Below are 15,303 nucleotides of genomic sequence, written 5' to 3' on the forward strand. Positions count from 1 at the left end.
AAAGGAGGACTCCATGTCGTGCACGCAATTCCGTTTCGCTCCCACGCTGATCGCCGCGATGGCGGTATTGGCAATCGTCACAGGTTGCCCCCCTACCGATGACGACGAGTCGGCGTCCACCGGCTTCGACGACGCGGTCGTGATCGAGGACTTCACCGATCAGGTTGTGATTCCGACCTACGCATGGCTCGCCGCCGCGGCAGGCGACCTGAACGACGCCGTAGCCGCGCTGACCGCGTCGCCCACCGAGACGACGCACGCCGCCGCGAAGGCCGCGTGGGTCGCCACCCGCATGCCGTGGGAACAAAGCGAGGGATTTTTGTTCGGGCCCGTCGACACTTACGGCATCGATCCCGCGCTCGACACCTGGCCGGTGAACAAGACGGATCTCGACGCCGTACTCTCGGGTCCCGACGACCTCACCATGGAATACGTCTCGAACCTCGACCCGTCGCTCAAGGGTTTCCACAGCATCGAGTATTTGCTCTTCGGCGAGGACAGCGAGAAAGCGGTCGAAGGTTTCACCGCGCGAGAATTCGAGTATCTGGTCGCCCTCACCGGAGAGCTGGCGGCCAACGCGGATACGCTGGCGTCATCTTGGACCGACGGCGTCGACGGCGGCGAACCCTACGGCGATATCTTCCGCGGCGCGGGGACCAACAGCGCTTATCCGTCGCTGGGGTCCGCGGCCCAGGAGATCGTGGAAGGCATGATCGGCATCTGCGACGAGGTCGCCAACGGCAAGATCGCGGACCCCTTCGACAATCAGGACCCGAATCTCGTCGAGAGCCAGTTCAGCTTCAACTCGCTCGCCGACTTCTCCGACAACATGCGAAGCGTGCGCAACGCGTTCAACGGCTCCGTCCCCGACGCCGAGACCGCCGGAACCGGGCTCGGGTCCTGGGTCGAGTCGCGCGACGCGGACCTGGCCGCCCAAATCAACGACCTGATCGACCAATCGATCGCGGCGCTCGGCGAGATCTCCCATCCGTTCCGCGACGCGATTCTCGACCCGGCGGCCGAAGACACGATTATCGCGGCCCAGGCCGTCATCAACGAACTGCGCGTCGTGCTCGAAGACGATCTGATCGCGCTCGTGCTCGAATAGGAGGTCGCCGTGAAGTTTGTGCATTTCTTTCTGGTCATTTCCCTCGCGTGCTGGGGCCTACAGTCCGCGTCCTGCGAGCCCGACGAATTGTCCGACGACGAGAGCCCACGCGAGCAGCCGCTCGCGGGCGGCGACACCACGGTCTTCGACCGCACTTCGAACGCCTATCTCAAACCCGCGCCGAATCTGACCGATGACAACCTCGACTTGCACATGGAAGGTGACCTCGCCTTCGACGCCGTTTTCGTGACGTCGCCGGCAATCGTGAATCCCGGCCTCGGTCCGGTCTTCAACAACACCGCATGCGTAAACTGCCACGTGCGAAACGGACGCGGCCTGCCCGTCACCGGCACCGGGGGCGTTGGTTCACCGGCCCTTGTCCGCGTCAGTTTGCCCCCGGGGTCCGGCACGCCGGACGTTCCCGGCGGCGCGGTGCCCGTGCCCGGCATGGGGACTCAGATCCAGGACCACGCCATCTACGGATACGATCCCGAGGCGACGGTCACGATCGCGTGGACGTACTACGACGCGGCCTATCCCGACGGGACTCCCTACACCCTGCGCGCACCGACGCTCACGATCGAAACGCCCGACGGTGCGGGTCTCCCGCCGGGTGCGCAGACTTCGTTGCGTATCCCGCCGCCCGTCTTTGGCCTCGGTCTGCTGGAGGCGATCGACGAAGAGACCCTGATCGCTCTCTCGGACGAAAACGACGAAAACGGTGATGGGATCTCCGGCCGCGTCAATTACGTTTGGGATGCGGCGCTCGCCGAGCACGTGGTTGGCCGATTCGGTCTCAAGGCCAATCAGCCGCACCTGTTGCAGCAGGCCGCCGCCGCCTACGTCAACGACATCGGCGTCACGAACGCCCTGTTCCCGGAATCCGACGGGAGCACGGACATCGAGGAGCCCGTGCTGGAAGCCGCGGCGTTCTACACGCAGACGCTCGGGGTTCCCGCGCGCGCGGCCTGGGACGATCCGGCCGTGATCCACGGCGAGCGGCTCGCCGAGTCGATCGGCTGCATGTCGTGTCATGCACCCACGGTGAAGACGGGCGAACACGCGCTGGCGGAACTCTCGAATCAGACAATCCACCCCTACACCGACCTGATGCTGCACGACCTGGGACCCGGCCTCGCGGACAACCGCGAGGATTTCGCCGCGTCGGGCGGCGAATGGCGGACCGCGCCGCTTTGGGGATTGGGTCTTGTGCAGACCGTGCTGCCGGAAACCGGTTTCCTGCACGACGGTCGCGCGCGCACCATCGAAGAGGCGATCTTGTGGCACGGCGGCGAGGCCGAAAACGCCAAGGCGCGATTCCGGGACCTCGACGCGGAGGAACGGGCGGCGGTGTTGCTGTTCCTCGGAAGCCTATGAGGAAGAACGTGGGGGAAAAACGCGGACTTGCATTGGCCGTTCGACTGTGTTAAACGCCGACCGCCGTTGAGAACCGAGGAGTATCGTCATGGCCCGGACATGTGAAGTTTGTGGAAAGCGCCGGCAGGTGGGAATGAACGTGAGTCACGCCCACAACCGGACAAAGAAAGTCTGGAACCCGAATCTCCAGCGGGTTCGCGTGGTCGCCGAAAACGGCTCGCGCAAACGCATGGTTCTTTGCACGCAGTGCATCACGCGGGGCAATGTGCGTAAGCCGGCCGCCTGAGCGGTCTCAAATCGACCCCACCAGCGGGCGCCTTCGGGTTGCCCGCTTTCTTTTTCGGATTCGGTTCGTCGTCAGCCGCGAACGCGGGTCACCTGTGTCACGCCCCGAATCTTCATGATTTCGCGGGTCAGCGTATCGAGTTCCTCGAGTTTCTTGACGAGGACCTCGAAGTGAATGACCGCGTGCCCGTTCGACCCTCGCGACGATCGAACCTCGCTGATGTTGACGCCGTGTCCGCCGATGACCTTGCTCACGTTGGACAGGATCATCGGCTCGTCGATGGAATCGACATCGAGATTCGCCGAGAAGGGCCCCACGTCCTTGCTCAAATCCCATTCGACGTCGACAAGTCGATCCGGATCGGCGCCTTCCAGTTCCAGGCAATCGATGGAGTGAATGCGGATGCCCCGGCCGCGCGTGACGTAGCCTTTCACCTCTTCGCCCGGCAGCGGATGACAGCATTTGGCGAGGCTGAACAAGACGTCGTCGATCCCCTGAATCTTAATTCCGCCCTTCTTCTTCTGGAGCGGACGCAGGATCTTCTCGATCGTACCTTCCTGCAGATCCGCAGCCTCCGAGTCCTCCACGAACTGCTTCACGAAGGTTACGGCCGAGAGTTTGCCGAAGCCCAGATTCGCGAGCATTTTGTTGACGTCGCTGTAGCCGAGGCGCGTGGCGGCCTCGACGAGCTTGCCCGACTTCTCGACCCTCGACAGGCTGATCTTGTGTTTGCGCAGTTCCTTTTCGGCGAGCGTCTTGCCGAGCTCGACCGAACGCTCCATTTCTTCCTTGCGCAGCCAGTCGCGGATCTTCGCGCGCGCCGTGTTGGTCTTGACGACCTTGAGCCAGTCGCGGCTCGGGCCGTGGTCCTTGCGGGTGACGATTTCGACGCGGTCGCCGCTGACGAGACGATGGGCGAGCGGGACGATCTTGCCGTTGATGCGCGCGCCGACGCACGTATGCCCGATCTGGGTGTGAATGCGGTACGCGAAGTCGATGGGCGTCGCCCCGGCGGGTAGGCTCATGACGTCGCCGCGCGGGGTGAAAACGTAGATCTCCTCCGTGAAGAGATCCGTCTTCACCATGTTCAGGTACTCGCGCGGCGTTTCGTCCTGATACGATTCGACGAGTTTGCGCAGCCAGTTGAACTTCTGCGCGTCGTCCATCTGGGCGGGAAGGCCCTCCTTGTACTGCCAGTGCGCCGCGACGCCTTCTTCCGCGATGCGGTTCATGTCGGACGTGCGGATCTGCACTTCCATCCGCTGCCCCTGCGGGCCGATCACGGTGGTGTGCAGGCTCTGGTACATGTTGTTCTTGGGCAGCGCGATGTAGTCCTTGAACCGCCCCGGCACGGGCTTCCAGCGCGCGTGGATGTAGCCCAGCGTCTCGTAACACTCGGCGACGGTCTCCACGATGATGCGAAACGCGATGAGGTCGTACACCTGATCGAACTCGATCGCCTGCGCGACCATCTTGCGGAAGATCGAGTGGACGTTTTTCTGGCGGCCCTTCACGTCGGCTTCGATGCCGTGCTCAGCGACGAGGGCGCGCAGCACCTCGATCACCTCCCGCACGAACTTGTCGCGTTCCTTCCGGTCTTTCGAAAGCTGATAGACGATGTCGTAATACGCCTTCGGATTGATGAACCGGAACGCGAGGTCCTCGAGCTCGTTGCGCACCCACTGGATTCCGAGCCGATGCGCGAGCGGCGCGTAGATGTCGAGCGTTTCCTGCGAAATCCGCCGGCGCTTTTCGACCGGCATGTGCTCGAGCGTGCGCATGTTGTGCAGGCGGTCGGCGAGCTTGATGAGGATGACGCGGATGTCCTTGCTCGTCGCGATCAGTATCTTCTTGAAGTTCTCCGCCTGCTGATGTTCGCGGCTGGAGAACGTCATCTGGCCGATCTTGGTCACGCCGTCGACGAGCGCTCCGCATTCGGAACCGAAAATCCGCGCGAGCTGGTCGATCGTGATGTCCTTGTTGTCCTCGACCGTGTCGTGCATCAGCCCGGTCGCCACGGTCAGTTCGTCCATCCGCATTTTCGCGAGGATGTGCGAAACCGCGAGCGGATGCGCAAGATAGGGCTCGCCGCTCATTCGAATCTGACCGGCGTGCGCCTTGGCCGAAAACACGTACGCGCGCTTGATGAGGTCGAGGTTCGGACTGGCGATATTGTTCTGGACTTCTTCCAGAATGTCGTTCAGCCGGATCATTTATCCGCGAAACTCGTCGGGCAGATGGGACCACATGGCTTCCCGTTCGCTCCGCTTGGCGAAAACGACCGACATCAGTCGCAGCAACGCGACGTCGAAATCGTCGTTGACGATAATGTAGTCGTATTCGGGAAGGTACGAACTCTCACGGCGCGCGTTCGTCATGCGCCGGTCGATCTCCTCGGTCGAATCTTGCCCGCGCTCGTGCAGGCGGGACTTCAGCTCCTCGTAGCTGGGCGCCAGGATGAACACCAGAACCGCTTCGGGGAACTTGCTCTTAATCTGGCGCGCGCCCTCGCCCTCGATGTCGAGCAACAGATCCACCCGCTCGGTCTTCGCGCGTTCCAGTTCGGCGATGCTCGTCCCGTAATAGTGACCGTGAATCTGAGCCCACTCGACGAAATCACCCCGGTTGATCATGGCGCGAAATGTCGTTTCGTCGACGAAGTGGTAATCCTCGGCCGACGCCTCGCCCGGACGCATGGGACGCGTCGTGTGGCTGACGGAATACCGAATGTCCTCGATCTGCGCCTCGAGTTCGCGCCCGATGCTGGTTTTTCCCGCCCCCGAAGGCGCGGTGATCACGAACAAATGCCCCGCTCCCTTGCGCATCCGCGTCTCCCCCGACTGACGTCACTCGATATTCTGAATCTGCTCCCGCAGCTTCTCGGCCTCGGTCTTGGCACGAACGACCAGCGCCGAAATCTCCCGGCCCTGAAGCTTGTTCCCGAAGGTCGTGATTTCCCGGTGAATTTCCTGAACCAGGAAATCGAGCCGCTTCCCCACCGGCGACGATTCCGACAGCACGGCCCGAAATGCTTCCAGATGCCCGCGCAGACGCGTCACCTCTTCGGCCACATCGGCCTTCGCGAGCAGGACCGCCACCTCCTGATGAAGGCGAACCGGGTCGATTCCCGGCGTCTGCGTCAAAGCCTCGATCTTCTCGGTCAGGCGGCGTTCCAGATCCGCGCAAGCCGGACCGACCGCCGCGGTCATCTCTTCGGCAATCGCCGAGAGCGCCGATTCGATCTTCGCGAGTTCGCGGCGCAGCGCCTCTCCCTCGCCGCGTCGCATCGCAATCAGCCGTTCCACGGCGTCGGCCAGCGCCTTTTCGACCACCGGCCAAGTTCGCTCGACGTCGGCCTCGGAATCCGAGACCCTCATCACGCCGTCGAGCCGCACGAGGTCCGTCACCCGAATTTCGTCTGCGATTCCCAGACGTTGCTGAAGGGCGCGCAACCGCGTGAAGTAGGTCGCCGCGAGGTCTTCGTCCAGGTGGACCGCGTCCTCACCCGGATGCGTCTCCTCCACGGACAAAAACAAATCGACCCGGCCGCGCGAGATGGACCTCGCGACCGCCTCCCGTACACGGGGTTCCACCGCCCAGAACGCGCGCGGCAGTCGAACGTTGACGTCGAGATGCCGGTTGTTCACCGACTTGATCTCACAGACGACCCGAGCCCCGGCGTCCTTGGTCTCGCCGCGGCCGAAGCCGGTCATGCTGAAAAACGGCACGCACACCCCTTGGCGATGATGTCCCTGATGTCGATAACGCGTCGCGGCAACGTCGACAATATAGTCGATTTTGCGTCGATGGAAAGTCGCGGGCGCGAATCGGCGCTCGTCTCAACCGAACCAGCGTGGGACTTCAGCACGAAAGGCGTCGATCCGCCGGTGAAACGGACGCCGTCGGAGAGGCTCAGCGGGCGTAGGAGTCTGCGTATGAACTCCGGTCGGCAGGCTATCAACGTTTGCCCGACGACCCCTTTGACTTTTTCGCGGTCGATCGTTCCGGTTTCTCACCACCTTCCACGAAATCCCGCCGCTTGCGCGCCCGGAATTCGAGCCGGATCGGTGTCCCCGCGAAATCGTCCGCCTCGCGGATCTGCCGAACCAGAAAACGCTCGTAGCTGAAGTGGACCGCCTCCGGCGCATTGGTGAAGGCCACGAACGACGGGGGCCGCGTGCGCGGCTGCGTGGCGAAGTAGAACTTCAGAGGGCGGTTTTTCACGATGGGCGGCGAATGCCTGGCGATGGCGGTCTCGAAGATGCGATTCAGGGGTCCCGTGTCGATACGTCGGTTGTGCGCGGCATCGACGCGGTCGATCAGCGGAAAGAGCTTCTTCACGCCGCGGCCCGTCCGCGCGGAGACCTCGATCATCGGCACGTACGCCAGATGTTCCAGGCGAAAGTCGATCTGACGGCGAAGTTCCTTTCGCCACACATCGATGTCCTCGACCAGATCGATTTTGTTGAACGCCCAGATCACGGCGCGGCCGCGCTCGATCGCATAGCCGGTGATGCGAAGCATCTGGTCGGAAAACCACTCCGTCGCGTCGCCGAGAATGACGGCCACGTGGCATCGGTCGAGGGCTTCGAGCGCCTTGACGACGCTGAATTTCTCGAGCCGATACGTGACCTTGGCCTTGCGCCGGATGCCCGCCGTATCAACGAAGACGTATCGGCGATCGCCGATCTCGACCGGAACGTCGATCGCGTCGCGGGTGGTGCCGGGAAGATCCGCCACGATCAGGCGCGACGAGCCGATCAGGCGATTGATGAGCGAACTCTTGCCGACGTTGGGCTTGCCGACGATCGCGACGCGAACCTGCCCGTCCTCCTCGGGCATCGGCTCGTCGGACTCCCCCGGTACGGCGTCCAGCACCGCGTGGAAGAGATCCTGAACGCCGAGGTTTTCCTTGGCCGAAACGAAGTGGAGGTGCTCCGCGCCCAGCCGGTAGAAATCCGCCGCCTCATCCCGCACTCGGCTGCTTTCGGTTTTATTGACCGCGTAAAAAACGGGCTTTCGCGTGCGACGCAGACGATCGGCGATCTCCTCGTCTTCCGAGGTCAGCCCATCGCGGCCGTCCAGCAGAAAGACGATGGCCGACGCCTCGGCGATGGCGAAATCGACCTGTTCGACCACCCGATCGATCAGTTGGTCGCCGGTTTCGGTCGAGATGCCGCCGGTATCGACGAGAGAAAACGTACGCCCATGCCACGTGACGGTCGCAAAATGCAAGTCGCGAGTCACGCCGGGAATGTCGTCGACAAGCGCCCGGCGCGCCCCCGCGAGCCGGTTGAACAGCGTGCTCTTTCCCGTGTTGGGCCGTCCGACGATCGCCACCAATGTCAAAACGCTCTCCCTCGCATGTCAAACGTAGCCGAGTTTGTGGAGCATCCGCTCATCGCGGCTCCAATTCTCGCGAACCTTGACGAACAACTCCAGATAGATTGGATGGCCGACGAACGCCTCGAGGCTTTTGCGCGCCGCCGTGCCGATGGCGCGAAGCTTCGTGCCCTTCGCCCCGATCATGATGCCCTTCTGCCCTTCGCGCTCCACGACGATCTCGGCCTCGATATAGATCGGCCGGTCGCCGTCGGGCTCGCGGTAGGTGTTCACCACCACGGCGGTGGAGTACGGAATCTCCTTGCCGGTCTGCAAGAACACCTGCTCGCGAATCATCTCGGCCGCAAGAAAGCGCATGTCGGCCGTGGTGAGGTCGTCTTCGGGATAATATGCGGGGCCTTCGGGGAGTCGAGCGATCGCCGCCTCGACCACCCCCGCGACGCCGTCGCCCGTTTTCGCCGACACGCAAAAGACCTCGTCGAACCTTGCCGCCGCCGAAAGATCCGCAATCCGGGGAAGCAGCGAACCCTTGTCCTTGACCATGTCGGTCTTGTTGACCACAAGCAGCGTCGGTTTCGCTCCGAGCCGGATCTTGTCCAGCACGCGCGACTCCTGTTCGGCCTCCGACGCGACCGGATCGAAGACCGCGATCACGACATCAGCGTCGGCGAACGCCCGGTCGATCTCCAGGTTCAGAAACCGGTGCAGCGCTTTTGCGTCGACGCACAGGCCCGGCGTGTCCGTAAAGATCACCTGCGCGTCGTCGCGCGTCAGAAGGCCGAGCAGACGGCGACGCGTGGTCTGCGGTTTCGCGGTCACGATCGCGATGCGCTCGCCGATCGCCGCATTGACGAGGGTGGACTTGCCGACATTCGGCAACCCGGCCACGGCTGCGTAGCCGGATCGAAACAGAGGTCTTGTCGTCATGACGAATTCGCGGTCAGTGTTCTTCGCCGGCGAGCGACGACTCCAGCGCGGGGTCCGCGCCGGAGAGCGTGATGAATGCCTGTTGCGCGGCGGTCTGTTCCGCGTCTTTCTTCGTACGCCCCTGCCCGCTCGCCACCGAGCGCCCCGCGATCGACAACTCGACCTCGAACTGCTTGTCGTGATCGGGTCCAGTTGCCGAAACGAGCTTGTAGGTCGGCGCGGTGCGGTATTCGGCCTGCGTCAATTCCTGAAGGCGGGTCTTGTAGTCGAATGTGAGGATCCTGTCGGTGCGTCCCTTGAAAAGGTCCCGAAACTGCTCTTTGACGAACTGAAGCGCGGCCTCGAATCCCAGATCCAGGTACATCGCGCCGATGACGCTCTCGAAGACGTCCGAGAGGATGCTGTTTTTCTCCCGGCCCGCCGTCAACGTCTCTCCGCGGGACAAGCGGATGTAGCGACCGAGACCCAGATCCCGCGCCAGCAGAGCCAGCGACTTCTTGTTGACCGCAGCCGCGCGAATTTTGGACAGATCGCCCGCATTGAGCCTCGTGAATCGCTCCATCAACAGATGAGACAGTGCCAATTCCAGCACCGCGTCGCCTAGAAACTCCAGGCGCTCGTAGTCGGATACGTTCTCGCCGCCGGTCTCGTGAACGAAAGACCGGTGCGTCAGGGCGTGGTCCAATAGCCGTTTGTTCTGGAACTGGACGCCCAGAAGTCGACACACTTCATCGATCTGCGTTTTTCGCTCGCCGTCCAAACGGCACTCCGTCGCCGCGCAAAAACCCATTACATGATGCCGTCTATTCCCCAATTGCCGCAAGGTGTCAACCACGCGAGGGCCGCGCTTCGGGTCCCGTCGCCGAATTTCGGCGGCTGCAATTCAACTCACGACCCAAAAATTCGATCCTATTGCGTGCCCGGAATATTCGTCCAATCGATCCTCGCGAGCGCCTCGACGATCAATTTCACCATCTCCTCGTTGCCGCGAGCGGTCGTGTGGTCGTCGTCGAACAGAAAATCCGAACGCGGTTCCAGGGCCGCGAATCGCGAACGCAGATCCACCAGCGGAAGCGACTGCGTCGCCGCGAGATCCGCGATCGCCGAATTTGCGACCGCGTAATCGACGGGGTAATTCGGAAGCAGAGTCCGCACGCCGCTTGCACGGCATTCGGCGACAATCTCGTCGAGATCGCGCCGAATCCACTCTCCCACGCCGGCGTCCCATGCGGTTTTGTCGGCGAACAGGCGCAAATAGTCGCGATACCAGCCGAATTCCCGCAGATCGGGATACGTTTCGCCGAGGCGAACCCAGTGCTGGTGAATCGCCCGGGCGTCGTATCGGCTCTGAACGTCGAATGCCTTGGCGACGCCATAGAAGTACATCGAGTTGAACGGATCCAGGTCGGTCGCGGCGAGGCAGTAGTCGATCATCCGATCGGGATCGTAGTGCCGGGTCGAGAAGTATCCGCCGCACATCAGGGCGTAGTAGTACGCGCGGCAGTTCGTATTTTCGTCGCTCGCGGGCAGCGCCGCGAGCGGTCCGTCGAGCAGCTCGACCGCTTCCTCCAAATCGCCGTTCTCGATCCGAACACGCGTCAGGGCGTACAGCGCTTCGATCCGGCCCGACTCGCTGGACCCTTCACGAGACGCGGACTCGGCCGAGGCGATCGCCGCGCCGAGATTTCCGGCTCGAAATTCCGACCAGTAGCGGCGCACGGCGTCATCCGAGGCCAACGCGCGATCGAGTTCCTGATGATAGATACACGCTTCGTGGCGCATGTATCCGGGATAAACCGTCTGCAACACCCGGTGCCTCGACTCGTTCAGCCGGATGGCCCGCAATACCTTGAAAATGCGGAGGTGCGAGAACGAGCTCTTCATCACCGTCCACGCGTTCGCGTCGGCCCAGAGCTCGTAGTCGATGGGGTTGAAGCGGTTGGCCGACCCCACGAGCAGGATGATCGCGTCCGGGCGGTATTCCCGGATCCACGATGCGAGGTGGTTTTTCACGACGCCCGTGGTCGCCTCGCAAATGCCCTTGTTGTAAACGCGCACGTCCACGTTCGGCCACAACGCGGCCAGCCGGGACTGCAACAGCACGGGATAGGTCTGCGTCTTCTCGACCTTTGAACCGACCGTGAACGAGTCGCCCACGCACAGAATGGTTCGCGTCGGGCGCTCCGGTGTACCCGGGGGTGCGCGTTCTTCGCCTCGACCGTCGTCGTAAGGACCGCCGAGCGGGATGGCATCGTAGATATGGTTGTAGACGTAGAGATATCCGGCGAACCGCAGCCCGAGTTCGGCGAAAACCAGAAACAGAAACAGGCTGACGAACGAGATGAGGAGCTTGAACCGTAGGGGAATCGCCCGGGCGCGGCGACGCAGCAATCGGTGACGCTCGGATCGGCTTTCGCGGGAATTCACGTCGTTCAACCGCTTTTCGCTCCTGTTTCGTCGATTCGGGAAAAGCGTACGGGAGCCGAGTGACGCGTGTCAACGAACGACCCATCCTCGAGCGTCGGGATGTGACCACGGTGTTCCACGCCCGTTTTCTCCGACTGGAATGCCGGTTATCGTGTCGCCATGACACGAGATCGAGACTCCACGGCTCCCCGGCGTCGCCGTGTTCCCGCCGTTCGGACCTATTATGACGCGCGCGACCTCCGCGAGGCGTATCGCGCGGTGATGAGTACGGATTTCCGGCGCGGCGACGATGTCGCGACGTTCGAAGCGGCGTTTCGCGATTTCCTGGGCGCGGAGAGCGCGGCGACGTTTCCCAGCGCCCGCGTTGCGTTCTATTACGCCCTGCGGGCGCTCGATCTTCCGCCGGGTTCCACCGTTCTGATGACTCCGATTGCGATTCCCGATTTCGTCAGCATCATCCGTTGCGCCGGTCTCGTCCCGCGGTTCGTCGACATGGACGCCGAATCGCTCGGATACGGCACCGAAGCGCTCGCGAAAGCCATGGATGCATCCGTCCGCGTGGTTCTGGTCACGTACCTTTACGGAATCGTGCCCTACAATATCGAAGACGTCATTGGAGTTGCGCGCGCCGGGGGCGCCGTGGTGATCGAGGACATCTCCCAGTGCCTCGGCGCAAAGCTGGGCGAAAGACGAATCGGGATGTTGGGCGACGCGGTGGTGTACAGCTTGAGTTCGTTCAAGACATGCAGCTCGCTCTACGGCGGCGTGCTGGCGTCGGGCAACCGGAGCCTCGTGGAACGCGCTCGCGAAACGGCGGCGTCCGAGCTGCACGCCCCCCGGCGGGCGCCGTTCCTGTGGATTCTGCTCAAGATCGTGATCCATCGCGTCATGACGAGCGAACCCTGGTTCTCCACCTTCACATTTCGGTTATTCAGTTTCATTCGCCGCCTCAGCCCCGGCGCGTACGAGCGGTTTCTCACCGGCAATATCAGTCGCATTCTCGGTTTCGAAAAAACGGCGCTCTTCATGCGAATGCGCAACGAGCTGCTCTTTTGGTACACCGACTTTCAGGCCCGGATCGCGCTTCGCCAACTGAAACGCGTCGAAGACGTCAACGAGGAGCTGCGTCGACAGGCCGAGGGTCTGCTTGAGATCGACGGCATCCCGACCCGAACGCCGCGAACGCACCCCGATGCGCAAAACGTCTTCTGGAGATTTCCGATTCGTGTCGGCGACCTGGTTCGGGCGAAATCCGAATTTGCCCGACACGGCGTCGAGGTTTCGAAAAACGCCCTTACCGTGTGCAGCGACGTGGGCGCCTTTGTGTCGTTCGGGAGCGGCGCCTACCCGGAAACGCGGCTGGTGGACTCCGATCACGCCCTCATCCCGATTCACGCGCACCTCGACGCCGAAGCCCGCCGGGTCGTTCGCGAAGCCGTCAGGTTGGCGACCAATGCGCGTTAAGGCGTATTGGCGCGAGATTTTTTCGCCACGCGAGTTGGGACGCCGAACGGTGGACCTCGGCCGCGTGCTGACCGCGCGGTTCGCGGATCGTCGCTATCCGCTCTACGTTCAGTTTCTCATGACCGAGAGATGCGCGCTCCGGTGCGCGTACTGCGAGGTCCCGGGCATGGCGGCGGACGAAATGCCCACCGAAGAAATTCTTGCCATGATGGACGAACTGTGTCGGGCCGGCATGCGCAAGTTGACGCTCACGGGCGGCGACCCCCTGTTCCGCAAGGACCTCCCGCGGATCGTCAACTTCGTCCGCGACCGGGGCGTGTTCTGCAATATCATCACGACCGGTCATCTTCTGCCGCGCCGAATCGACGAGATCCGTCGCCTCAATCTGATCGTCATCAGCATCGATGGACCGAGGGACGCGCACGACCGCCTTCGCGGCGACGGCTCGTACGACGCGGCCATCGCGGGCATCGAGGCGTGCGTGAATGGGGGCGTGCCCGTCACGACCAACACCGTTGTCACGCGGCTCAACATGGACCGTCTCGACATGGTCCTCGATCTCGCGGAGCAATACCGGAGCGCCGCGATGTTTTCGCCGATGGAAATCTATCACGCGAACATCGACAGTCCGGAGAATCGCTCGCTCGAACTCGACGCCGGCGAAATCGATCGCCTCGTGGAGTTTCTTCTCGCCGCGAAGTCCCGTGGCCGACCGGTGGGCCACACACGCCACGCACTGAAAATGTGGCGAATGAAACCGACCATGACGCATTGTCGCTGGGCGGGGCGTCTGTTCTGTTCCATCCTTCCGTCGGGGCGGGTCGCCTCGTGCAATCCGCTGATGGGCGCGGGATTTTCGTGGCAGGACGGTCGCGAACTCGGCTACGTCCACGCGATGAATCGCATGCCGGACTTTCACTGCAACGGGTGCTATACGGGTTTTCCGGAAATCGACCATATGCTCTCCCTCGATCCGCGGGCGTGGTTTGACTGAAGACACCCGGCACATCGCGAACTCGGCGACGAACGAAGAAGGCCCGGCCCGCAGGAGTCGATTTTCTTCGCTCCCGCTTCGGGTTGCCGCGCGCATCGTGCCGATTTTGGTCACGTTTGCGCTTCTGTATGTGCTGCTGCGTAACGTCGATTCCGTCGCGCTCGCCAGTTCCATCCGCTCCGCTGTTCGCTCCCCGTGGTGTTGGGTCGCCCTGGCGTTGTCCATCACATCTCACATCGGGCTCTCCGCGATGAAGTGGGGGGAGATTCTCTCCGGCCTCGGCGCTCGCCAACCGCTGTCGCTGCTGGTGTATCTCGAGTCAGCCACCGACATCCTCATCCGCGTGGTCCCGCTGCGTGCTGGGGAGTTGTTGAAGATCTGGCATCTGGCGTCGAGGCGCGGCGTTCCGGCTTTCATCACGACCTCGTCCATCGCCTTGGACGCGGCCACCAATCTGGGAGCGCTCATCGTCCTGGCCGCGTCGGGGTTCGTCGCACAGCGCGGCGAATCCACAATTATGGGGATCGGAGTCGCGCTCGCGCTGTCGGCGTGCGCCGTGGTGTCCGCCCGCGCGATCCTGCGCGGCGTGGCGAAGCTCTTCGCCCCACGGGAGACGCCCGCGGAGGGATTTCGGGCAAAGTGTTCGGAGTACATCGTTCGGGCGTCCGGCTTTCCCGTGGTGTCGATGGCGAGAACCGGCATCCTGTCCGTCGTGATCGAGTTCTCCGAGATCGCGGTCGTCGCGATGCTCTGTCGGGCGACCGCTGTCGACGTGCCGTTCACGACGCTGTTCGCGCTCTGGCCGATCGCGTCGATTCTCGGCGGACTTCCGATCTCGGTCGGCGGCGCCGGAGTTCGCGATGGCGCGTTTTTGGCGTTACTTCTGCCGATGGGCACGGCCACTTACGAGCAGGCATTGGCCGTGGGTCTCACATTCATGCTCGTCGGAGTCCTGATTCCGTGCCTTGTGGGATTCCCGTTCACAGCTCAATTGATCTCGACGATGACGACGCCGATAAGGCGACTCGATCGCTGACCGGGGGTATGAAGTCATCCCTGAATTATCCCGTTTACGCGACGGCTGATGCGAACGATCGCGTTCGCGGGACGTGAATCGCAGTTTTCAGATCGCGAATCAGCGAAAACAGGCGCTCGGGCACTAGGATAAATATGCGGACCCTGATGGCCCGGAGCAGTTTCGCCAGAACCTGCCCTGAGCCTGCCGAAGGGTTGAACCCGCAGGCCGCGATCGTCGCGTTGATCGCGTCGCCGTCCGACCCCTTGAGGTGGCAGCGGATCATCCGGTGATCGTGTTTCGTATGCCCGATGACCGGCTCGATCGCGGCCCGGCGTCGCCTGCGTCGCCGTTCCGCCCGC

13 protein-coding genes are annotated in these 15,303 nt (G+C 62.8%); 6 read left to right on the plus strand and 7 right to left on the minus strand.

Going from position 1 to position 15,303, the window contains the following annotated elements:
- The first annotated feature begins 13 nt into the window (after positions 1 to 13).
- From IT350_15190 to IT350_15200, 3 genes are all read left to right on the plus strand, one after another.
- Positions 14 to 1,108 carry a peptidase M75 gene (locus tag IT350_15190; GenBank protein MCC6159393.1) on the plus strand — a complete coding sequence of 365 codons (1,095 nt, stop codon included), beginning with the start codon at positions 14 to 16 and terminating at the stop codon, positions 1,106 to 1,108.
- A gap of 87 nt (positions 1,109 to 1,195) precedes the next feature.
- Positions 1,196 to 2,485, plus strand: a complete 1,290-nt coding sequence (locus IT350_15195; GenBank protein MCC6159394.1) for a thiol oxidoreductase — start codon at positions 1,196 to 1,198, stop codon at positions 2,483 to 2,485.
- A gap of 88 nt (positions 2,486 to 2,573) precedes the next feature.
- Positions 2,574 to 2,771, plus strand: coding sequence for a 50S ribosomal protein L28 (locus IT350_15200; protein ID MCC6159395.1), 198 nt, complete (start codon positions 2,574 to 2,576; stop codon positions 2,769 to 2,771).
- Between the two features lie 71 nt (positions 2,772 to 2,842).
- On the opposite strand, the gene IT350_15205 is transcribed toward IT350_15200, so the two are convergent.
- The 7 genes from IT350_15205 to IT350_15235 form a co-directional block, all read right to left on the minus strand.
- The gene (locus IT350_15205) at positions 2,843 to 4,984 is read right to left on the minus strand and encodes a bifunctional (p)ppGpp synthetase/guanosine-3',5'-bis(diphosphate) 3'-pyrophosphohydrolase (protein MCC6159396.1); all 2,142 of its coding nucleotides are present in this window, start codon (positions 4,982 to 4,984) and stop codon (positions 2,843 to 2,845) included.
- On the minus strand, positions 4,985 to 5,596 hold the full coding sequence (gene gmk / locus IT350_15210) for a guanylate kinase (GenBank protein ID MCC6159397.1): 612 nt from the start codon (positions 5,594 to 5,596) through the stop codon (positions 4,985 to 4,987). It abuts the gene before it with no gap.
- A 21-nt stretch (positions 5,597 to 5,617) separates the two neighbouring features.
- The gene (locus IT350_15215; GenBank protein ID MCC6159398.1) at positions 5,618 to 6,499 is read right to left on the minus strand and encodes a YicC family protein; all 882 of its coding nucleotides are present in this window, start codon (positions 6,497 to 6,499) and stop codon (positions 5,618 to 5,620) included.
- 229 nt (positions 6,500 to 6,728) lie between these two features.
- Positions 6,729 to 8,120, minus strand: a complete 1,392-nt coding sequence (der, locus tag IT350_15220) for a ribosome biogenesis GTPase Der (GenBank protein ID MCC6159399.1) — start codon at positions 8,118 to 8,120, stop codon at positions 6,729 to 6,731.
- 18 nt (positions 8,121 to 8,138) lie between these two features.
- Complete coding sequence (gene era, locus IT350_15225) at positions 8,139 to 9,041, minus strand: GTPase Era (protein MCC6159400.1); 903 nt, start codon at positions 9,039 to 9,041, stop codon at positions 8,139 to 8,141.
- Between the two features lie 13 nt (positions 9,042 to 9,054).
- Entirely contained in the window at positions 9,055 to 9,801 is a 747-nt protein-coding gene (gene rnc / locus IT350_15230) for a ribonuclease III (GenBank protein MCC6159401.1), read from the minus strand.
- Positions 9,802 to 9,950: 149 nt separating this feature from the next.
- Complete coding sequence (locus tag IT350_15235; protein MCC6159402.1) at positions 9,951 to 11,477, minus strand: hypothetical protein; 1,527 nt, start codon at positions 11,475 to 11,477, stop codon at positions 9,951 to 9,953.
- Between the two features lie 150 nt (positions 11,478 to 11,627).
- Between IT350_15235 and IT350_15240 the strand changes: the two genes are divergently transcribed.
- The 3 genes from IT350_15240 to IT350_15250 all read left to right on the plus strand — a co-directional run bounded on the left by IT350_15240 (position 11,628) and on the right by IT350_15250 (position 14,962).
- Complete coding sequence (locus IT350_15240) at positions 11,628 to 12,932, plus strand: DegT/DnrJ/EryC1/StrS family aminotransferase (protein MCC6159403.1); 1,305 nt, start codon at positions 11,628 to 11,630, stop codon at positions 12,930 to 12,932.
- Between the two features lie 49 nt (positions 12,933 to 12,981).
- Positions 12,982 to 13,926: a radical SAM protein gene (locus tag IT350_15245; GenBank protein ID MCC6159404.1), complete on the plus strand. Its 945-nt coding sequence runs from the start codon at positions 12,982 to 12,984 to the stop codon at positions 13,924 to 13,926.
- Positions 13,927 to 14,023: 97 nt separating this feature from the next.
- Complete coding sequence (locus tag IT350_15250; GenBank protein MCC6159405.1) at positions 14,024 to 14,962, plus strand: flippase-like domain-containing protein; 939 nt, start codon at positions 14,024 to 14,026, stop codon at positions 14,960 to 14,962.
- Positions 14,963 to 15,303: the final 341 nt, after the last annotated feature.

It is taken from the genome of Deltaproteobacteria bacterium, assembly GCA_020845895.1.
Classification (GTDB): domain Bacteria; phylum Lernaellota; class Lernaellaia; order JACKCT01; family JACKCT01; genus JADLEX01.

Bases quoted from the DNA above. Each gene is read 5' to 3' on its own strand.
- IT350_15190 (MCC6159393.1), top strand. From the start codon at position 14: ATGTCGTGCACGCAATTCCGTTTCGCTCCCACGCTGATCGCCGCGATG.
- IT350_15200 (MCC6159395.1), top strand. From the start codon at position 2,574: ATGGCCCGGACATGTGAAGTTTGTGGAAAGCGCCGGCAGGTGGGAATG.
- IT350_15205 (MCC6159396.1), bottom strand. From the start codon at position 4,984: ATGATCCGGCTGAACGACATTCTGGAAGAAGTCCAGAACAATATCGCC.
- gmk (MCC6159397.1), bottom strand. From the start codon at position 5,596: ATGCGCAAGGGAGCGGGGCATTTGTTCGTGATCACCGCGCCTTCGGGG.
- era (MCC6159400.1), bottom strand. From the start codon at position 9,041: ATGACGACAAGACCTCTGTTTCGATCCGGCTACGCAGCCGTGGCCGGG.
- IT350_15240 (MCC6159403.1), top strand. From the start codon at position 11,628: ATGACACGAGATCGAGACTCCACGGCTCCCCGGCGTCGCCGTGTTCCC.